At 60.1% G+C, this 18,635-nt stretch carries 18 protein-coding genes; 10 read left to right on the forward strand and 8 right to left on the reverse strand.

Annotation, left to right across the window (positions count from 1 at the left end; genetic code table 11):
- Position 1: 1 nt before the first annotated feature.
- From VY732_RS12390 to VY732_RS12415, 6 genes are all read right to left on the reverse strand, one after another.
- A complete protein-coding gene (locus tag VY732_RS12390) occupies positions 2-754 on the reverse strand; it encodes a GntR family transcriptional regulator (protein WP_077573257.1) in 753 nt (250 codons plus the stop codon).
- 42 nt (positions 755-796) lie between these two features.
- Complete coding sequence (locus VY732_RS12395; protein WP_016984498.1) at positions 797-1,201, reverse strand: carboxymuconolactone decarboxylase family protein; 405 nt, start codon at positions 1,199-1,201, stop codon at positions 797-799.
- 134 nt (positions 1,202-1,335) lie between these two features.
- Positions 1,336-1,821: a flavin reductase family protein gene (locus tag VY732_RS12400; protein WP_331695551.1), complete on the reverse strand. Its 486-nt coding sequence runs from the start codon at positions 1,819-1,821 to the stop codon at positions 1,336-1,338.
- A gap of 12 nt (positions 1,822-1,833) precedes the next feature.
- Complete coding sequence (locus tag VY732_RS12405) at positions 1,834-3,315, reverse strand: aldehyde dehydrogenase (RefSeq protein WP_331695552.1); 1,482 nt, start codon at positions 3,313-3,315, stop codon at positions 1,834-1,836.
- Positions 3,312-4,145: an alpha/beta fold hydrolase gene (locus VY732_RS12410; protein WP_034155597.1), complete on the reverse strand. Its 834-nt coding sequence runs from the start codon at positions 4,143-4,145 to the stop codon at positions 3,312-3,314. The genes VY732_RS12405 and VY732_RS12410 overlap by 4 nt, the downstream gene beginning before the upstream one ends.
- 31 nt (positions 4,146-4,176) lie before the next feature.
- On the reverse strand, positions 4,177-4,767 hold the full coding sequence (locus tag VY732_RS12415; protein ID WP_007917992.1) for an amino acid synthesis family protein: 591 nt from the start codon (positions 4,765-4,767) through the stop codon (positions 4,177-4,179).
- Between the two features lie 438 nt (positions 4,768-5,205).
- Between VY732_RS12415 and VY732_RS12420 the strand changes: the two genes are divergently transcribed.
- Together VY732_RS12420 and VY732_RS12425 are read left to right on the forward strand one after the other, a co-directional pair.
- Positions 5,206-6,249 (forward strand): WD40/YVTN/BNR-like repeat-containing protein, encoded by a 1,044-nt coding sequence (locus VY732_RS12420; protein ID WP_331695553.1) that lies wholly within the window; start codon positions 5,206-5,208, stop codon positions 6,247-6,249.
- Positions 6,246-8,630 (forward strand): efflux RND transporter permease subunit, encoded by a 2,385-nt coding sequence (locus VY732_RS12425; RefSeq protein ID WP_116029110.1) that lies wholly within the window; start codon positions 6,246-6,248, stop codon positions 8,628-8,630. The genes VY732_RS12420 and VY732_RS12425 overlap by 4 nt, the downstream gene beginning before the upstream one ends.
- A 304-nt stretch (positions 8,631-8,934) precedes the next feature.
- Here the strand turns inward: VY732_RS12425 and VY732_RS12430 are convergent, their stop codons facing one another.
- Together VY732_RS12430 and VY732_RS12435 are read right to left on the reverse strand one after the other, a co-directional pair.
- The gene (locus tag VY732_RS12430) at positions 8,935-9,654 is read right to left on the reverse strand and encodes a FadR/GntR family transcriptional regulator (RefSeq protein ID WP_095122912.1); all 720 of its coding nucleotides are present in this window, start codon (positions 9,652-9,654) and stop codon (positions 8,935-8,937) included.
- A 188-nt stretch (positions 9,655-9,842) separates the two neighbouring features.
- Positions 9,843-11,579, reverse strand: a complete 1,737-nt coding sequence (locus VY732_RS12435; protein ID WP_007917984.1) for an IlvD/Edd family dehydratase — start codon at positions 11,577-11,579, stop codon at positions 9,843-9,845.
- 193 nt (positions 11,580-11,772) lie between these two features.
- On the opposite strand from VY732_RS12435, the gene VY732_RS12440 reads away from it, so the two are divergent.
- From VY732_RS12440 to VY732_RS12475, 8 genes are all read left to right on the forward strand, one after another.
- On the forward strand, positions 11,773-13,095 hold the full coding sequence (locus VY732_RS12440) for an MFS transporter (RefSeq protein ID WP_093437814.1): 1,323 nt from the start codon (positions 11,773-11,775) through the stop codon (positions 13,093-13,095).
- A 145-nt stretch (positions 13,096-13,240) separates the two neighbouring features.
- Entirely contained in the window at positions 13,241-14,233 is a 993-nt protein-coding gene (gene araD1, locus VY732_RS12445; protein ID WP_331695554.1) for an AraD1 family protein, read from the forward strand.
- Between the two features lie 9 nt (positions 14,234-14,242).
- Positions 14,243-15,823, forward strand: a complete 1,581-nt coding sequence (locus VY732_RS12450; RefSeq protein WP_331695555.1) for an aldehyde dehydrogenase (NADP(+)) — start codon at positions 14,243-14,245, stop codon at positions 15,821-15,823.
- A 166-nt stretch (positions 15,824-15,989) separates the two neighbouring features.
- Positions 15,990-16,292 carry a DUF5629 family protein gene (locus tag VY732_RS12455; RefSeq protein ID WP_331695556.1) on the forward strand — a complete coding sequence of 101 codons (303 nt, stop codon included), beginning with the start codon at positions 15,990-15,992 and terminating at the stop codon, positions 16,290-16,292.
- Entirely contained in the window at positions 16,289-17,464 is a 1,176-nt protein-coding gene (locus VY732_RS12460) for a lactonase family protein (RefSeq protein ID WP_123593799.1), read from the forward strand. The genes VY732_RS12455 and VY732_RS12460 overlap by 4 nt, the downstream gene beginning before the upstream one ends.
- 156 nt (positions 17,465-17,620) lie before the next feature.
- Positions 17,621-17,800 (forward strand): hypothetical protein, encoded by a 180-nt coding sequence (locus VY732_RS12465; protein ID WP_007917967.1) that lies wholly within the window; start codon positions 17,621-17,623, stop codon positions 17,798-17,800.
- A 350-nt stretch (positions 17,801-18,150) separates the two neighbouring features.
- Positions 18,151-18,363 carry a hypothetical protein gene (locus tag VY732_RS12470; RefSeq protein WP_137218191.1) on the forward strand — a complete coding sequence of 71 codons (213 nt, stop codon included), beginning with the start codon at positions 18,151-18,153 and terminating at the stop codon, positions 18,361-18,363.
- Entirely contained in the window at positions 18,360-18,617 is a 258-nt protein-coding gene (locus tag VY732_RS12475) for a hypothetical protein (protein WP_123593797.1), read from the forward strand. Before VY732_RS12470 ends, VY732_RS12475 begins: the two co-directional genes overlap by 4 nt.
- Positions 18,618-18,635 lie beyond the last annotated feature (18 nt).

An 18,635-nucleotide genomic window follows, 5' to 3' on the forward strand; every position in this document is an offset into this window, starting at 1 on the left:
ATCAGTGACCTATACGCGGTTCTTTCAGCGCGATGGGCAGGGTCATGGCCGGGGTTGCGCCGGTCTCTTCCTGCTTGCGCTTGAGATAGTCGAGCGCCACGGCAGCAGCGGCGCGAACGTGATCGACACAGGCCTGATGCGCCACCAGCGGATCACCGCTCTTGATCGCTTCGACCATTTTTTCCATTTCCTGATTACTCGCGCCGCGACGGTTTTCCTGCGATACCGAAGTCGCGCGCAGGTAGCTGATGCGCGCCTGCAACTGACGCAACTGAGTGGCCGCCACGTGGTTACCCGAGCCTTCGAGCAGCACGTCGTAGAAGCCTTGCACCGAGTCGATGACCTGCTGCAATTCGCCGTCCTTCAACGCCTTGCGGTTGTCGTCGAGGGCTTTTTCCAGGGCTTTGATGTCCTTGGCCTTGGCACGCAGAGTGAACAGCTGAACGATCAGGCCTTCAAGTACGCAACGCAACTCGTAGATATCGACGGCATCGGCGAGGGTGATGATCGCTACGCGCGGGCCTTTGGCATCGGCGAACTCGACCAGGCCTTCGGATTCCAGGTGACGCAAGGCCTCGCGCACGGAGGTGCGGCTGACGCCAAGGCGATCACACAGATCGCGCTCGACCAGACGATCGCCGGGCATGAGCTGGAAATTCATGATCGCGCTACGCAGTTTATCCAGCACGATTTCGCGCAGGGTAACGGGGTTGCGATTGACCTTGAAGCTGTCGTCGAGTGGCTGGCGTTTCATGGGGTCCGCTCTTTAAGTTGGCTGTCCATGCCAGACGGGCATCTAAACAGCCGAGGGGTTAACTGAGGCTTCGGCGTCGGCTTCGGCAAAGGCTTCACGGGCCAGCCGGAAACTGTCCACGGCTGCCGGAACGCCGCAATAAATGCCGACCTGAAGCAGAATTTCGCGTATTTGCTCACGACTCAGGCCGTTACGCAAGGCGCCACGCACATGCAGCTTGAGTTCGTGCGGACGGTTGAGCGCCGAGATCATCGCCAGGTTGATCATGCTGCGCTCCTTGAGCGACAAACCTTCGCGACCCCAGACATGGCCCCAGCAGTATTCGGTGACCATTTCCTGCAGCGGGCGGGTGAAGTCGTCGGCGTTGTCGATTGAACGCTGCACGTAGGCTTCGCCCAATACCTGAGTGCGGATTTTCAGGCCTTTTTCGTACTTTTCGTTACTCATCATTCCTCCAGTCACCACAGATCCCTTGTAGGAGTGAGCCTGCTCGCGATAGCGGTGGATCAGTCGACATCAATGTTGAATGTCAGTCCGCTATCGCGAGCAGGCTCACTCCGACAGGGTTTTGTGTGAATCCGTCAGGCCAGGGTCGGCAGGGGGCCGAGCTTGCCTTTGTGGTAAATCATCGGCGTCACCGGTTGCGCGGGCAGGATCAGGTTCTTCACCGCGCCAACAATGATCGCGTGATCACCGCCGTCATATTCCCTCCACAACTCGCACTCGATGATCGCGGTGGCCTTGGCCAGAATCGGGTTACCCAATTCGCTCAAATGCCACTCGATGTCTTTGGCCTTGTCCTTGCCCTTTCCGGCAAAGGCGTAGGCCTCAGCCGTCTGGTCGGCGGACAGCAAATGGATCGCGAATTTCTTGCTGTTGCGCAACACCGGGTAGGTGTCGGAAGCATAGTTGGGGCAGAACAGCACCAGCGCCGGATCAATCGACAGCGCACTGAAGGCGCTGGCGGTGATGCCGACGATCCCGCCTTCGGGGTCAACGGTGGTGACCACCGTGACGCCGGACGGGAACGAGCTCATGACGTCTTTGTAAATGCCGGGTTCGATCATTTCGCAGGACTCCTAGCGCATCACAAACGGATCAGGCATTGGCGCCTGGGAAAGGTTGATCCACACCGTTTTCAGTTCGGTGTAGGCCAGCACCGAATCGATGCCGCTTTCGCGTCCATAGCCACTGTTCTTGAAGCCGCCGATCGGCGCCATTGCCGAAACCGCGCGGTAAGTGTTGACCCAGATGATCCCCGAACGCACATCGCGAGCGAGGCGATGGGCGCGACCGAGATCGCGGGTCCAGATGCCGGCGGCGAGGCCGAACTGCGAGTCGTTGGCGATGGCCAGCGCTTCTGCTTCATCTTTGAAGCGAATCACCGAAGCCACCGGGCCAAAGACTTCTTCCTGCATGATCTTCATCGAATTGCGGTCGCATTCGAACAGCGTCGGCTCGTAGAACCAGCCTTCGCCGAGACCGGTCGGGCGTTTGCCGCCAGTGCGCAAGCGCGCGCCTTCAGCGATGGCATCAGCCACCAGGCCTTCGACCACCGCCAGTTGCTGCGCGGTCGCCATCGGGCCCATCTCGCTGTTGTCTTCTTGCGGGTTGCCGATGCGGATGCGCTGGGCGCGTTCGACCAGTCGATTGACGAACTCGTCGTAGATTTCGTCCTGCACCAACAGCCGTGAACCCGACACGCAGCTTTGCCCGGACGCGGCATAGATCCCGGCAATCGCCCCGTTGATCGCGCTGTCCAGATCGGCGTCGGCGAAGATGATGTTCGGCGACTTGCCGCCCAGTTCCAGCGACAGCTTGGCGAAGTTCTCGGCGCTGCTGCGCACCACATGCCGTGCCGTCGCCGCGCCGCCGGTGAAAGCGATTTTGCGGATCAGCGGATGGCGGGTGAGGGCGGCGCCAGTGCTTGGGCCGTAACCGGTGACGACGTTGACCACGCCCGGCGGAATCCCCGCTTCGAGGGCCAGACGCGCCAGCTCAAGAATGGTCGCCGAGGCGTGCTCGGACGGCTTGATCACAATCGTGTTGCCAGCGGCGAGGGCCGGGGCGAGTTTGATTGCGGTCAAGTACAGCGGGCTGTTCCACGGAATGATCGCCGCGACTACGCCCATGGCTTCGTGAACCGTGTAGGCGAACAGGTCGGGCTTGTCCAGCGGCAGCGTGCCGCCTTCGAGCTTGTCGGCAAGGCCGGCGGTGTAGTGGAAGAACTCCGGCAGATAGCTGACCTGGCCACGGGTTTCGCGGATCAGTTTGCCGTTGTCGCGGCTTTCCAGCTGCGCCAGTTGTTCTTTATTTTCGGCGATCAAGTCGCCGAGACGGCGCAGCAGTTTGCCGCGTGCGGTGGCGGTCAGACCACGCCAAGCCGGACTGTCGAAAGCCGTCTGTGCCGATTGCACGGCGCGTTCGACATCGGCTTCATCAGCGTCGGGCAGTTGCGCCCAGGCTTGTGCCGTGGCCGGGTTGAGGCTGTCGAAGGTCTTGCCGGAGAGGGCGTCGACCCATTCTCCGCCGATGCACATCTGGAAGCGTGCGAGTGTCATGCAACGATCCCCTTTATATGGTTTTGTCGGGAGTGTGCGAATTGCAGAAATTCCAGCAGCGTCTGATTGACCAGACGCGGTGACTCTACGGGCATCATATGCCGTTGCTCGGGCAGCACGGCAACCTTCGCACCGGGGATGCGTCGGGCCAGTTGCTCGGCCATTTCCGGGGTCGAACCCGGGTCGAGTTCACCGGTGGCGATCAGCGTCGGCGCCTGAATGCTGCCCAGGTCGTCGGCGCGGTACATGTCTTGGGTGGCGAACAATTCATAAGTGGTCAGGTAACCCTGCGGATCATTATTGGCGAGGGTCTGGCGCAATGCGGCGATCTGCGCCGGATTGGCTGCCTGATACTCGCGGCTGAACCAGCGTGACAGCGCCGCTTCGGCATTGGCGTCCGGGCCATGTTCCGCCGCTTGTGCGGTGCGCGCGATGACGCCGGCACGCTGTTCTTCGCTGCGATTGAACACACTGTTCAACACCACCAGGCTTTGCAGGCGCTCCGGGTAATGCAGGGCAAAGGCCCGCGCGACCAGGCCGCCCATGGAGAAACCGATCACCGCTGCCTGTGGCAGGTTCAAGTGATCGAGCAGCTCCAGCAACTGATCGGCGTAACCGAGCAGATTGGTGCCGCTGGCCGGTCGCGGGCTGGCGCCATGCCCAAGCATGTCGTAGGCGATCACTTGGTATTGGCTGGACAGGCCGACAATCTGCCCGCCCCACATTTCTTTGTTCAGGCCCACGCCGTGGATCAAAACCACGGGCTGGCCTTGGCCGGTCGCCAGGTAACTGGTGCCAGCCGGGGTGAGTTCAGCGGTGAGCCGAATCATGGAGCGCTCCTGCAGTGCCTTTTTATTGTGATTACTGGGCTTTTTCGGCGGCCAGTTCTTCCAGATCGATGTAGCGGTTGCCGATGCGCGGATGCAGGCGACCACCGTCGGCGCAACCCAGCACGACAACGATTTCGTCGGCACGCGGCGCGTCTTCGATCTGCATTTCCAGAGTGATGTAGTGCGAACGCTGGCCTTCGTCATCCTTGTGCATCATCGGGATCTGAATCGAAGTGCCCGGGCCGCCGCGCTTGTTGGTGAAGCTCAGGTAGCTTTTGGCGTTGACGGCTTCGCGGTAGTGGTTGCCGAAGCGCAGGGTGTGGATCACCGCGGAGGCGTGTTCGATCTCGCCGTCAGCGCCGACCACAGCGGCTTTGCCGTAGGCCTCGATCTTCTCGGCACCGCCGATGATGCCGACCAGACGCTCGACCATCAGCGCACCGAGGTCAGAGCAGTTGGCGCGGATCTGCGGCTTGAGGTCTTCGACGAAACCGTTGCCCACCCAAGGGTTTTTCATCACCACGGCGAGGCCAACCATGGTCACGGGTTTGTCAGTGGCTTTGCCGCCTTCAATGAAGGTTTCTTCGACATAGCTGACGATCTTGCGAATTTCGAAACTCATGAGCTGCTCCGTTGGGGATTGAGAGAGTCTGTGCGTCTGATGGTATACCATAATACCGATCGTGCAAGTCCCCTCGGTAACTTTTGCCGTATCACCCCGGCGAATGGTCATGTATTCAAATCCCAAAGCCCCCATCGATCCCCTGTAGGAGTGAGCCTGCTCGCGATAGCGGTGTGTCAGTCAATGAATTCTTACCTGATACACCGCTATCGCGAGCAGGCTCACTCCTACAGGGGGAATCCGTCGGCAATGTGGTTAACAAAAGATAACGTGGCGCCGATTGTCAGACGTTTCGAAAGCCCGATAGGATGAGCCAGCTTCCGAAGTGGCTCTGGATTGCGGGTTTCAGGACTATGCTCCTGAGCAGCCATCAGCGGAGCACACTTGCGGCGCCCTTGAAGGCCAGATGGCCTAACAATAATAAATAGGGGAAGGTCTATGAGTCGTTGCCGCCCGCCGGCGTTACGCAACACCGCGTTGCTGGCCACAGCACTCTCTCTGCTGGGCTTTGCCACGTTATCGGCACCGGTGATTGCCGCCGAGGCGCCAGCCGACGTGGTCTACGCCACCGAATCCGCCAAAGCCACGAAAAGCCTGATACTTGATGTTGTCCACGCTGGCACGCGTCTGGTCGCGGTCGGGGATCGCGGGCACATTCTCTATTCCGATGACCAGGGCAAAACCTGGACCCAGGCCAAGGTGCCGACCCGGCAACTGCTGACCGCGGTGTACTTTGTCGACGAAAAGCACGGCTGGGCGGTCGGCCACGACGCGCAAATCCTCGCCAGCGCAGACGGCGGTCTGACCTGGAGCAAACAATTCGAAGACCTCAAACGTGAATCGCCGCTGCTCGATGTCTGGTTCAAGGACGTCAACAGCGGCCTCGCCGTGGGCGCGTACGGCGCGCTGCTGGAAACCACCGATGGCGGCAAAAACTGGCAAGACGTCAGCGACCGCCTCGACAACGAAGATCAATTCCACCTCAACGCCATCGCGGCAGTGAAGGACGCCGGGCTGTTCATCGTCGGCGAGTCGGGCAGCATGTTTCGCTCCGCCGACGACGGCCAGACCTGGGAAAAACTCGAAGGCCCGTACGAAGGTTCGCTGTTCGGTGTGATCGGCACGGCACAACCGCAGACCCTGCTGGCTTACGGCTTGCGCGGCAATCTTTATCGCTCCACTGATTTCGGCAGCAACTGGGAACAGGTCGAGCTGAAAGCCGCGCGCGGGGCGCTGGAGTTCGGACTGTCCGGCGCCACATTGCTCCCGGATGGCTCGATCGTCATCGTCGGCAACGGCGGTTCGGTGATCAGCAGCAGCGACAACGGCGAGACCTTCAGCGTATTCAACCGTCCGGACCGCATCTCGCTGTCATCGGTCACCGCTGCCGGCGATGGCAACCTGATTCTGAGCGGGCAGGGTGGTCTTCACACCACACAGCCGAACGGTGCCGAGATCAATAATAAGAAGGCGGGGCTATGACTTCCTTGATCACTCCTCAGCAGGACAAGGCGACGTTTCTTGAACGCCTGATTTTCAACAACCGCCCGGCAGTGATCCTGATCTGTCTGGTGGTGAGCATTTTCCTGTTCTGGCAGGCCACGCTGATCCGGCCTTCCACCAGTTTCGAAAAAATGATCCCGCTCCAGCATCCGTTCATCGAGAAGATGATGGAGCACCGCAACGATCTGGCGAACCTGGGCAACACCGTGCGTATTTCGGTGGAAGCCAAGGACGGCGACATCTTCTCCAAGGAGTACATGGAGACCCTGCGGCAGATCAACGACGAGGTGTTCTACATCTCCGGGGTCGATCGTTCCGGCCTGAAGTCGCTGTGGAGTCCGAGCGTGCGCTGGACCGAAGTGACCGAAGAGGGTTTTGCCGGCGGTGAAGTGATCCCGCAGAGCTACAACGGCTCGCAGGACAGCCTCGACCTGCTGCGTAACAACGTGCTCAAGTCCGGTCAGGTCGGGCGTCTGGTGGCCAACGACTTCAAGTCGAGCATCGTCGACATCCCGCTGCTGGAGTCCTACCCGGACCCGGAAGACCAGGGCAAGTTGCTCGCGCTGGACTATCGCAAGTTCTCCCATGAACTCGAAGACAAGATCCGCAACAAGTTCGAAGCACAGAACCCCAACGTCAAGATCCACATTGTCGGTTTCGCCAAAAAGGTCGGTGACCTGATCGACGGTCTGGTGATGGTCGTGCTGTTCTTCGGCATCGCCTTCGTCATCACCCTGATCCTGCTGCTGTGGTTCACCAACTGCCTGCGCAGCACCATTGCGGTGTTGAGTACGACGCTGGTGGCGGTGGTCTGGCAGCTCGGTTTGATGCACTTCTTCGGCTTCGGGCTTGATCCGTATTCGATGCTGGTGCCGTTCCTGATCTTCGCCATCGGTATTTCCCACGGCGTGCAGAAGATCAACGGTATCGCCCTGCAATCCAGCGAGGCCGACAACGCCCTGACCGCTGCGCGGCGCACCTTCCGGCAACTGTTCCTGCCGGGGATGATCGCGATTCTCGCGGACGCGGTGGGTTTCATCACGCTGCTGATCATCGACATCGGCGTGATCCGTGAACTGGCCATCGGCGCGTCGATCGGCGTGGCGGTGATCGTGTTCACCAACCTGATTCTGCTGCCGGTCGCCATCTCCTATGTCGGCATCAGCAAGCGCGCGATTGCCCGGAGCAAGAAAGACGCGAACCGCGAGCATCCGTTCTGGCGCCTGCTGTCGAACTTCGCCAACCCGAAAGTCGCCCGCATCTCGGTGGTGCTTGCACTGATCGCCTTCGGTGGCGGTCTCTGGTACAGCCAGAACCTGAAAATCGGCGACCTCGACCAGGGCGCACCGGAACTGCGTCCGGACTCGCGTTACAACAAGGACAACAACTTCATCATCAACAACTACTCGACCAGTTCCGATGTGCTGGTGGTGATGGTCAAGACCAAGTCGGAAGGCTGCTCACGCTACGAAGCCATGGCGCCGATCGACGAACTGATGTGGAAGATGCAGAACACCGAGGGCGTGCAGTCGGCGATCTCACTGGTGACCGTGTCCAAGCAGATGATCAAGGGCATGAACGAGGGCAACCTGAAATGGGAAACCCTGTCGCGCAACCCGGACGTGCTGAACAACTCGATTGCCCGCGCCGACGGTCTATACAACAACAGTTGCTCGCTGGCGCCGGTGCTGGTGTTCCTCAACGATCACAAGGCCGAAACCCTCGATCGGGCGGTGCATGCGGTGCAGGAGTTCGCCAAGGACAATAACAAGGACGGTCTGGAGTTCATCCTCGCCGCTGGTAACGCCGGGATCGAAGCGGCCACCAACGAAGTCATCAAACAGGCCGAGCTGACCATCCTGATTCTGGTGTACATCTGCGTGGCGGTGATGTGCATGATCACCTTCCGTTCGTGGGCGGCGACCTTGTGCATCGTCCTGCCGCTGGTGCTGACCTCGGTACTCGGCAACGCGCTGATGGCGTTCATGGGCATCGGTGTGAAAGTGGCGACGCTGCCAGTGGTGGCGCTGGGTGTGGGGATTGGTGTCGACTACGGCATCTACATCTACAGCCGCCTGGAAAGTTTCCTGCGTGCCGGGTTGCCGTTGCAGGAAGCCTATTACCAGACGCTGAAATCTACCGGTAAGGCCGTGTTGTTTACCGGTCTGTGCCTGGCGATTGGTGTGTGCACGTGGATCTTCTCGGCGATCAAGTTCCAGGCTGACATGGGCCTGATGCTGACCTTCATGCTGCTGTGGAACATGTTCGGTGCGCTGTGGCTGCTGCCGGCCCTGGCGAAGTTCCTGATCAAGCCGGAGAAACTGGCTGGGCAGAAGGGCAATTCGCTGTTTGCCCACTGATCTGAAAGGCTGAAACGACAAAGCCGCAACCTTAGGGTTGCGGCTTTTTTGTGTTTTAAGATCAAGAGCCCCTCACCCTAACCCTCTCCCGGAGGGAGAGGGGACTGACCGAGGTGTGCGGCTTGATTCATCGACCTGAAATACCGAGTCGATTATGGATTCACAGCAAATCATTCGATCGAGATAACAAGTCGATTGTGGATTCACTACAAATCGTTCAAGTCGGCGTAAATCCCAAATATCCCCCGGTCGGTCCCCTCTACCTCTGGGAGAGGGCTAGGGTGAGGGCAGGCGATCTCAAGCCCTATGACAATTCAGTACCCAGCACAACACTCAAAGCACTACGCGCATCATCCAGCTGCACCAACGTCGCATGCCGAGCCCCCAAGGCATCCCGATTCTCAATCGCCGTCAAAATCGCCTTATGCCGCGGCAACGCCAATTCATGCAGATTCGGCCGCTGATTCGAATGCTTCAACGCCTCGGCAATCGCCACCGACAACATGTTGCACAGGTTCGCCAGCAAATCATTGTGCGTCGCATCGGCAATCCGGCTATGGAAGTCCAGATCCGGCTGCAACAACGCTTCCGGGGTCGGCGCCGCTTCCATGCGCTGGTACGCCTCACCAATTGCGGCGATGTCCGCCTCGGTCGCGTGTTGAGCGGCGAGGGCGGCGGCCGCCGGTTCGATGATGCTGCGCACACTGGTCAGCACATTGAAGAACTCATTCTGCGGGCTGCTTTGCATCAGCCAGTGCAGCACGTCCGGGTCGAGCATGTGCCATTCGCGGCGCGCCTTGACCACTGTTCCCACACGCGGCTTGGAGTACACCAGACCTTTGGCGACCAACACCCGCGTGGCTTCACGCAGCACGGGCCGGCTGACCGCGTACTCCTCGCAGAGCAAGGCTTCGGCGGGCAGTTTGTCGTCGGGCTTGAAGCGTCCGGAGACGATCTGCATGCCCAGTTCCTGGACGATGCGCGAGTGCATGCTTTTGCGGTCGGAGGGTTTGCGGTAATCCATGGGGAGCGGCGCGATCCTGAGCGATGGAGATGCCGCGCATCATAGCAGGCACCAGACAATCTTGAGGGAGTACACAAAGCCAAATGTAGGAGTGAGCCTGCTCGCGATAGCGGTGTGCCAGATGAACAATTGCTAACTGACACACCGCTATCGCGAGCAGGCTCACTCCTACAGGGGGGGCGGCGGTGTTAGTGAGAGTGGCGCGGTACTTCAGCCCCTCGGCAGCCAACGAGGAAGTCAAAGTCACAGCCCTGATCCGCCTGCAGCACATGGTCGATGTACAGCTGGCGATAACCGCCCACCAACAACTGCTGCGGTGGCTGCAAGTCAGCCATGCGCGCCGCCAGTTCGGCGTCCGGAATATCCAGATGCAAACGCCCGGTGGCGCAATCCAGTTCGATCCAGTCGCCTTCCTTCACCGTCGCCAAAGGCCCGCCGGCTGCCGCTTCCGGCGCCACGTGCAACACCACGGTGCCGTACGCGGTGCCGCTCATCCGCGCATCAGAAATGCGCACCATGTCGGTCACACCCTGCGCGAGCAGCTTGGCCGGCAAGCCCATGTTGCCGACTTCTGCCATGCCCGGATAACCCTTCGGCCCGCAGTTCTTCATCACAAGAATCGAATCTTTATCGACATCCAGCTCCGGATCGTTGATCCGCGCCTTGTACATATCAAAGTTCTCGAACACCACCGCACGGCCACGATGCTGCATCAATTCCGGGGTCGCGGCAGAAGGCTTGAGCACTGCACCGAGCGGCGCCAGATTGCCGCGCAACACACAGATGCCACCGTCGGCGCGAATCGGATTGTCGAGGGTGCGGATCACTTCGTCTTCGCCATAGATCGGCGCGTCCTTGGTGTTCTCGCCGATGGACTTGCCGTTGACGGTCAACGCATTCGGATTGGGAATCAGATTGGCTTCACCGAGACGACGCAACACCGCCGGCAAACCACCGGCGTAATAGAACTCTTCCATCAGGAAACGCCCCGACGGTTGCAGGTCGACAATAGTCGGCATGCCGCGCCCGATGCGGGTCCAGTCATCCAGATCCAGTTCAACGCCGATGCGCCCGGCGATGGCCTTCAAGTGAATCACCGCGTTGGTCGAACCACCGATAGCAGCGTTCACGCGGATAGCGTTTTCGAAGGCTTCCTTGGTCAGAATCTTCGACAGTTTCAAATCTTCGCGAACCATCTCTACCGCACGCATGCCGGACATGTGCGCCAACACATAACGTCGCGCATCCACCGCCGGAATCGCCGCGTTGTGCGGCAGCGAAGTGCCGAGTGCTTCAGCCATGCAGGCCATGGTCGATGCGGTGCCCATGGTGTTGCAGGTGCCTGCCGAACGCGACATGCCGCCCTCGGCCGCGAGGAAATCGTCGATGGTGATGGTGCCAGCCTTGACCTGTTCGCTGAGCTGCCAGACCACGGTGCCGGAACCAATGTCCTTGCCCTTGTGCTTGCCGTTGAGCATCGGCCCGCCGGTGACGACGATCGCCGGCACGTCGCAACTGGCCGCGCCCATCAGCAGCGCCGGGGTGGTTTTGTCGCAACCGGTCAGCAGCACCACGCCGTCGATCGGGTTGCCGCGAATCGCTTCCTCAACGTCCATGCTCGCCAGGTTACGGGTGAGCATGGCGGTCGGGCGCAGGTTCGATTCGCCGTTGGAGAACACCGGGAATTCCACTGGAAAGCCACCGGCCTCGATCACCCCGCGTTTGACGTGCTCCGCAATCTGGCGGAAGTGCGCGTTGCACGGGGTCAGTTCCGACCAGGTGTTGCAGATGCCGATGATCGGCTTGCCATGGAACTGGTGGTCGGCGATGCCCTGATTCTTCATCCAGCTGCGGTACATGAAGCCGTTCTTGTCGGCCGTGCCAAACCATTGGGCGGAGCGCAGGGTGGGTTTCTTATCAGACATGATCGATTCTCTTATTGTATGACTATAGTGTTCCAGCTACGGCTTAATCTAAGCGCAAAATCCTAGGTTTGGAAGTGTTGTTGGTGAATTAGTAATACTATATAGTCGTTTTCGACGGAGGGATGGCCCTGACGGTTTTCCGTGAGAGGCGTCCCCCGAGGTTCTATAAAAACAACAATCGGAGACCGATCTCATGAGCCAGGAACTGCGGCTGATACGGCGCATTACGCTGAAACTGATTCCCTTCCTGATCCTGCTGTACCTGATCGCCTATGTGGATCGCTCCGCCGTCGGCTTCGCCAAGCTGCACATGGGCGCCGACATCGGCATCGGCGATGCGGCTTACGGCCTTGGCGCCGGGCTGTTCTTCATTGGTTACTTCCTCCTCGAAATTCCCAGCAACCTGATGCTCGAACGCTTCGGCGCACGGCGTTGGTTCGCGCGAATCATGATTACCTGGGGCGCGATCACCATCGGCATGGCCTTCGTCCAGGGCCCGCACAGTTTCTATGTGATGCGCTTTCTGCTCGGCGCGGCCGAGGCGGGGTTCTTCCCCGGCGTTCTCTACTACATCACCCAATGGTTCCCGGTGCGCCATCGCGGCAAGATCCTCGGGCTGTTCATCCTTTCGCAACCGATCGCGATGATGATCACCGGCCCGGTGTCCGGCGGTTTGCTCGGCATGGACGGCGTTCTGGGTCTGCACGGCTGGCAGTGGCTGTTCATCGTCATCGGTACTCCGGCGATCCTGCTGACCTGGCCGGTGCTGCGCTGGTTGCCGGACGGCCCGCAGCAAGTGAAATGGATGGATCAGGCAGAGAAAGACTGGCTGACCGGCGAGCTGAAAAAGGATCTGCAGGAGTACGGCCAGACCCGTCACGGCAACCCGCTGCATGCGCTGAAAGACAAACGCGTGTTGCTGCTGGCGCTGTTCTATCTGCCGGTCACGTTGAGCATTTATGGCTTGGGTTTGTGGTTACCGACGCTGATCAAACAGTTTGGCGGCAGTGATTTGGTCACCGGTTTCGTCTCGTCGGTGCCGTACATCTTCGGGATTATCGGTTTGCTGATCGTGCCGCGCAGTTCTGATCGTTTGAATGATCGTTACGGGCATCTGGCTGTTCTGTATGTGCTGGGCGCGATTGGCCTGTTCCTGAGCGCATGGCTGTCGTTGCCGGTGGCGCAACTGGCAGCGCTGTGTCTGGTGGCGTTTGCGCTGTTTTCCTGCACGGCGGTGTTCTGGACGTTGCCGGGACGGTTCTTTGCTGGCGCAAGTGCGGCGGCGGGGATTGCGCTGATCAATTCGGTGGGGAATCTGGGCGGGTACATCGGGCCGTTTGTGATTGGGGCGTTGAAGGAATACACCGGGAATCTGGCGTCTGGGCTGTACTTCCTCTCGGGTGTGATGGTGTTCGGCTTGATTCTGACCGGCATCGTCTATCGCGTGCTGGAACGCAAACACGTGCTGCCGGTTGACCAATTTGCCGCCAGCGCCCGAGGCGCTACCCGAACCTGACAGACCCACACCGGTCCCCTGTAGGAGTGAGCCTGCTCGCGATAGCGGTCTATCAGTTGACAACTTTTTGGCTGACACACCGCTATCGCGAGCAGGCTCACTCCTACAAGGATCTGCGGTGTTTCGAATAACACAGGAGAAAATCATGCATCTGGTTCAATTCGAATTAAGCAACGGCGAGCGCCGCGTCGGCGTGGTCGACAACGGTCTGGTGCGCGAGGTGCAGGACGCGCGCAGCGTGCGTGATCTGGCGCTGGCCGCCATCGAGGCCGGCCACTCCCTTGAGCAGCAAGTGCAAACCCTCGGCCTCGGCATCAGCCACGATTACGCCGAACTGCTCGCGCAACTGCGCATCCTGCCGCCCCTCGACCACCCGGACCCGGCACACATGCTGGTCAGCGGTACCGGTCTGACTCACCTGGGCAGCGCCTCGGCGCGGGACAAAATGCATCAGCAGGCCGGCGACGAAGCGGCGATGACCGACACCATGCGCATTTTCAAATGGGGCGTGGAGGGCGGCAAACCGGCGGCGGGGCAGGCCGGGGTGCAGCCGGAATGGTTCTACAAGGGCGACGGCAGCATCGTTGTGCGTCCGGGCCAACCTTTCCCGGTGCCGCCGTTTGCCGAGGATGCCGGTGAAGAGCCGGAGATGGCCGGCCTCTATGTGATCGGTCACGACGGTAAGCCTTATCGTCTCGGTTTCGCGGTCGGCAACGAGTTCTCCGACCACGTCATGGAACGCAAGAATTACCTGTACCTCGCGCACTCGAAACTGCGCAGTTGCAGTTATGGTCCGGAACTTCGTACCGGTGAACTGCCTCAACACCTTGCCGGCACCAGTCGAATTCTGCGTGACGGCGAAGTGCTCTGGCAGAACGAGTTTCTCAGCGGCGAGGCGAACATGTGCCACAGCCTCGCCAACCTCGAATACCACCACTTCAAATACCGTCAGTTCTTGCGTCCGGGCGACGTGCACATTCACTTCTTCGGCACCGCGACCCTGTCGTTCGCCGATGGCATTCGCACGCAACCGGGCGACCTGTTCGAAATCAGCCAGGCCGAATTCGGCGCACCGCTGGTCAACGGCATCGTGCCGATCGCGGCCGCTTTTGAGCCGGACAGCATCGGCACCCTTTAAGGAGATCCCATGACTCAGATTCTCGGTCACAACTACATTGGCGGTCAGCGTAGCGCTGCTGGCGACGTCAAACTGCAATCCGTCGATGCCACGACGGGCGAACAATTGCCGCACGATTTCATTCAGGCCACGGTTGAAGAGGTCGACGCCGCCGCTAAAGCCGCCGCTGCCGCGTATCCTGCGTACCGCAGCCTCAGCGCCGAACGCCGCGCGCAGTTTCTCGACGCGATTGCCGATGAGCTGGATGCCCTTGGTGATGACTTTGTCGCCGTGGTCTGCCGTGAAACGGCGTTGCCGGCCGGACGCATTCAAGGCGAGCGCGGACGCACCAGCGGGCAGATGCGCCTGTTCGCCAAGGTGCTGCGACGTGGTGATTTCTACGGTGCGCGGATTGATCTACCGCTGCCGGATCGTCAGCCGCTGCCGCGTCCGGATCTGCGTCAGTACCGCATCGGCCTCGGCCCGGTGGCGGTGTTCGGCGCAAGCAACTTTCCATTGGCATTTTCCACCGCTGGCGGCGACACCGCGTCGGCGCTGGCTGCCGGTTGCCCGGTGGTGTTCAAGGCCCACAGCGGTCACATGGCCACGGCTGAACTGGTCGCCGATGCACTGATCCGTGCCGCCGAAAAAACCGCCATGCCCGCCGGTGTGTTCAACATGATCTACGGTGGTGGCGTCGGCGAATGGCTGGTCAAGCATCCGGCGATCCAGGCAGTGGGTTTCACCGGTTCGCTCAGGGGCGGACGTGCACTGTGCGACATGGCCGCGGCACGCCCGCAACCGATCCCGGTGTTCGCCGAGATGTCGAGCATCAACCCGGTGATCGTCCTGCCGCAAGCCCTTGCCGAGCGTTCGGAAACGGTTGCCCGCGACCTGACCGCTTCGGTGGTGCAGGGCTGCGGTCAGTTCTGTACCAATCCCGGCCTGGTCATCGGCATCCGCTCGCCAGAGTTCAGCGCGTTCGTCCAGCAGGTTGCGGGTTTGATCGGCGATCAACCGGCGCAAACCATGCTCAACGCCGGCACCCTCGGCAGCTACGGCAAAGGTTTGCAGAAGCTGTTGGCGCATCCCGGCATCGAGCATTTGGCTGGCAATTCGCAGCAGGGTAATCAGGCACAGCCGCAATTGTTCAAGGCTGATGCGAGCCTGTTGATCGATGGCGATGAAGTGCTGCAGGAAGAAGTGTTCGGCCCGACTACAGTGATTGTCGAAGTGGCGGATCAGGCGCAACTCAGTGCGGCGTTGCATGGCCTGCACGGGCAACTCACCGCGACGATTATTGGTGAGTTGGCGGACTTCGAACGTTTCCCGGAATTGACGCCACTTCTGGAACAGAAAGTCGGGCGGATCCTGCTTAACGGCTATCCGACCGGTGTCGAGGTGTGTGATTCGATGGTGCACGGCGGGCCGTATCCGGCGACGTCCGATGCCCGTGGCACCTCCGTCGGGACGCTGGCCATCGACCGTTTCCTGCGCCCGGTGTGCTTCCAGAATTACCCGGACAGCTTGCTGCCGGAGCCGCTGAAAAACGCCAACCCGCTGCGCATCCAGCGCCTCGTCGACGGCAAGCCCTCGCGCGACGCCCTCTGACATCACACCAATCCCGTGTAGGAGTGAGCCTGCTCGCGATAGCGGTTTCACATTCAACATATCTGTTGGATGACACAACGCGATCGCGAGCAGGCTCACTCCTACAAGGGCCGCGTACGACAATGAGCTATCATTGGCCCTTTCCCCCCTAGAAAGACTGTTTGCCATGACTGCCCAAACCCTTCTCGACGTCCTCGAACAATCCGATATGGTCGAAATCGACGGCTTGCACGCCTTCGAATTTTTCCTCGATGAAGACGACAACCTGCACATCGAATGCATCGACGGCCGAGCGGCCAAGCATTGGGAATTCACTCCGGCTCAGGTTGCAGCGGCAACATTTGATGACTCCCTGCAAAGCTGGCTGATCGTCGGCTATTTCAATGAGACCAAAGCGATCGGCGAACACCGCTTGGTTTGTCATGGCGACGTAGTCAGCAGCAGCGATGACGAGGATGACAATCAATGAAAATGCGTAAATTCTGGCCGCTGCTGATGGCCGGCAGCGTCGGTGCCATGGGGCTTTCCAGCGCATCCGCCGAGAACTTCCAGTTGCTGGTTGGTTCCTACACCGCCAACACCAGCCAGGGCCTCTATCGAATGAACTTCGACAGTGCCACCGGCCAGATCGCCGCCAAACCGCTGCAAGTGGTCAAAAGCGAAAATCCGTCATGGCTGACCCTGTCCAAAGACCAGCGCAGGCTGTTCGTGGTCAATGAAAACGGCCCGGGCCAGAAAGACCCGGTCGGCCGTGTCAGCAGCTACTCGATCGATCCGAAAACCCACGCGCTGACCCTGATCAATCAAGTGCAGAGCCTGGGCAACGAGCCGACCCATTCAAGCCTCAGCGCTGACGCCAGCCACTTGTTCGTCAGCAACTATTCGGTGATGGAAGATCCGGGGGGAACGCTGGCGGTATTGCCGGTCAGTGCCGATGGCAAGCTCAAACCCGTCGTGCAGATGAGCGCGCACCCGGCGAGCCGGATCAATCCTGAGCGCCAGGCCTCCAACCACGTGCACTCGACGGTTTCTTCGCCTGACGGCCGCTACGTGTTCTCCAATGATCTGGGCGCGGACAAGGTCTTCGTCTACCTTTTCGATCCGAAGGCCAACCCGGACTTGCCGCTGACGCCGGCGATGACCGCCGCAGTGCCCTTGCCGGCCGGCAGCGGCCCGCGTCATCTGCTGTTCAGCGCTGACGGCAAACACGCCTGGCTGACCATGGAAATGAGCGCGCAGGTTGCGGTGTTCGACTATAACGACGGCGTGCTGACCCAGACGCAACTGGTCGATCTGGCTGCCGGCCAGCCGACTTCGGACAAGGCCGGTGCGGCGCTACACGCCTCGGCGGATGGCAAGTTCCTCTACGTCAGCAACCGTGGCACCGCCAATCAGTTGGTGGTGTTTGCGATTGATCCGGCGAGCGGCCAGCTCAAAGAACTGCAAAAGCGCTCGGTGGACGGTGATCACCCGCGCGAGTTCAGCCTCGACCCGAGTGGCAAATTCCTGCTGATCGCCAACCAGAAGAGCAACGAAATTGTCGTCGTCGAGCGCGATGGCAAGACCGGTCTGCTCGGCAAAACCGTGCAAAAACTGCCGATGGACGCGCCCAGCGACCTCAAGTTTCTAGTGCGACAATAAGCCACAGGCCCCGGTTTGCGGGGCCTGCCTCTTTGTATTAATCGCGCTGATATCCGGTAATGCTACAAAGCATTTCAAGCGATCAACCCTCGAGCGTTAAGTTTGCTTCACAGCCCAACCGGGCAAGCAAGCCAACCGAACACGAGGGTTACCGCCATGAACTTCAATCTCTTCTCCGTTATCGCCGCTTCCGCCATCTCCGCCACCGTAGTGCTGCCAGCCAGTGCCAACGTCGAAATCAACAGCAAAAAATCCCACACCCAGAGCTACACCCAGAAATACCTGCAACAGAGCGCCAACTTCTACGCCGCCCTGGATCACAAAGCCCAACACTGAAATGCCCATTGCGCACAACTCCCTGTAGGAGCTGCCGAAGGCTGCAGTCTTGATCTTGCCCTTGGGATCGTTCCCACGCTCTGCGTGGGAACGCAGCCCGTGACGCTCCGCGTCACTGGACGCAGAGCGTCCCAAGAGGCATTCCCACGCTGAGCATGGGAACGATCAGATCGCAGCCTTCGGCAGCTCCTACCCGTGTGTTTTCGCAGCACGATAGGTTTGTTCAAACACGCAAATAGACTGGCTAAATAATCAACGAAGCTGATGTTTACTATGGAAAACCCTGAGTGGTTACCACGGCTTTTTTGATCGATTCTGTGGGCATCGAAACATGCCCACGGGAGAACACCATGGCCAGCGCAATCCTTCATTCAGCCAAACGCGGCGCCTACCTGGCCATCGGTCTGTACCTGGCCGTGGTGTTGTTCGTCAGCATCGCATCGCAGATGGAACACAGCTTCGACGCACCGATTCAAGTCGACCACCCCGGCATCCAGTTCGAAGTCCGCTCGCAAAGCGTGATGGTCGAACGGGCCGAACTCGCGGGAGTCGGCGGCGCATGAAAGGCTACAGACTTTGGGTGGTCGCCGGTTTGGCGTTTTTCACCAACGGCGCTTCATTATTGGGTATCGGCCAAGGCTCGGTGGGGGCACTTGCACGGGCCATAGAGGCCAATCACAGCATTGCGCACAACATCGAACGGGCGAATACGCTGGGGCTGATGGCCGGCAATCCACCGGTGAAAGTCTCGGCGGATTTTCTCGGGCCATTCGAAGTCGATTGCATGGCACTCGGCATGTGCCAAGCGCTGGCTTGACCCTGTAGGAGTTGCCGA

It is taken from the genome of Pseudomonas sp. ZY71 (assembly GCF_036542145.1).
Classification (GTDB): domain Bacteria; phylum Pseudomonadota; class Gammaproteobacteria; order Pseudomonadales; family Pseudomonadaceae; genus Aquipseudomonas; species Aquipseudomonas koreensis_A.

What these genes read in the sequence shown, in the direction of transcription:
- VY732_RS12390 (WP_077573257.1), bottom strand. Translation starts at nt 754, where the DNA reads ATGAAACGCCAGCCACTCGACGACAGCTTCAAGGTCAATCGCAACCCC.
- VY732_RS12395 (WP_016984498.1), bottom strand. Translation starts at nt 1,201, where the DNA reads ATGAGTAACGAAAAGTACGAAAAAGGCCTGAAAATCCGCACTCAGGTA.
- VY732_RS12400 (WP_331695551.1), bottom strand. Translation starts at nt 1,821, where the DNA reads ATGATCGAACCCGGCATTTACAAAGACGTCATGAGCTCGTTCCCGTCC.
- VY732_RS12405 (WP_331695552.1), bottom strand. Translation starts at nt 3,315, where the DNA reads ATGACACTCGCACGCTTCCAGATGTGCATCGGCGGAGAATGGGTCGAC.
- VY732_RS12410 (WP_034155597.1), bottom strand. Translation starts at nt 4,145, where the DNA reads ATGATTCGGCTCACCGCTGAACTCACCCCGGCTGGCACCAGTTACCTG.
- VY732_RS12415 (WP_007917992.1), bottom strand. Translation starts at nt 4,767, where the DNA reads ATGAGTTTCGAAATTCGCAAGATCGTCAGCTATGTCGAAGAAACCTTC.
- VY732_RS12420 (WP_331695553.1), top strand. Translation starts at nt 5,206, where the DNA reads ATGAGTCGTTGCCGCCCGCCGGCGTTACGCAACACCGCGTTGCTGGCC.
- VY732_RS12425 (WP_116029110.1), top strand. Translation starts at nt 6,246, where the DNA reads ATGACTTCCTTGATCACTCCTCAGCAGGACAAGGCGACGTTTCTTGAA.
- VY732_RS12430 (WP_095122912.1), bottom strand. Translation starts at nt 9,654, where the DNA reads ATGGATTACCGCAAACCCTCCGACCGCAAAAGCATGCACTCGCGCATC.
- VY732_RS12435 (WP_007917984.1), bottom strand. Translation starts at nt 11,579, where the DNA reads ATGTCTGATAAGAAACCCACCCTGCGCTCCGCCCAATGGTTTGGCACG.
- VY732_RS12440 (WP_093437814.1), top strand. Translation starts at nt 11,773, where the DNA reads ATGAGCCAGGAACTGCGGCTGATACGGCGCATTACGCTGAAACTGATT.
- araD1 (WP_331695554.1), top strand. Translation starts at nt 13,241, where the DNA reads ATGCATCTGGTTCAATTCGAATTAAGCAACGGCGAGCGCCGCGTCGGC.
- VY732_RS12450 (WP_331695555.1), top strand. Translation starts at nt 14,243, where the DNA reads ATGACTCAGATTCTCGGTCACAACTACATTGGCGGTCAGCGTAGCGCT.
- VY732_RS12455 (WP_331695556.1), top strand. Translation starts at nt 15,990, where the DNA reads ATGACTGCCCAAACCCTTCTCGACGTCCTCGAACAATCCGATATGGTC.
- VY732_RS12460 (WP_123593799.1), top strand. Translation starts at nt 16,289, where the DNA reads ATGAAAATGCGTAAATTCTGGCCGCTGCTGATGGCCGGCAGCGTCGGT.
- VY732_RS12465 (WP_007917967.1), top strand. Translation starts at nt 17,621, where the DNA reads ATGAACTTCAATCTCTTCTCCGTTATCGCCGCTTCCGCCATCTCCGCC.
- VY732_RS12470 (WP_137218191.1), top strand. Translation starts at nt 18,151, where the DNA reads ATGGCCAGCGCAATCCTTCATTCAGCCAAACGCGGCGCCTACCTGGCC.
- VY732_RS12475 (WP_123593797.1), top strand. Translation starts at nt 18,360, where the DNA reads ATGAAAGGCTACAGACTTTGGGTGGTCGCCGGTTTGGCGTTTTTCACC.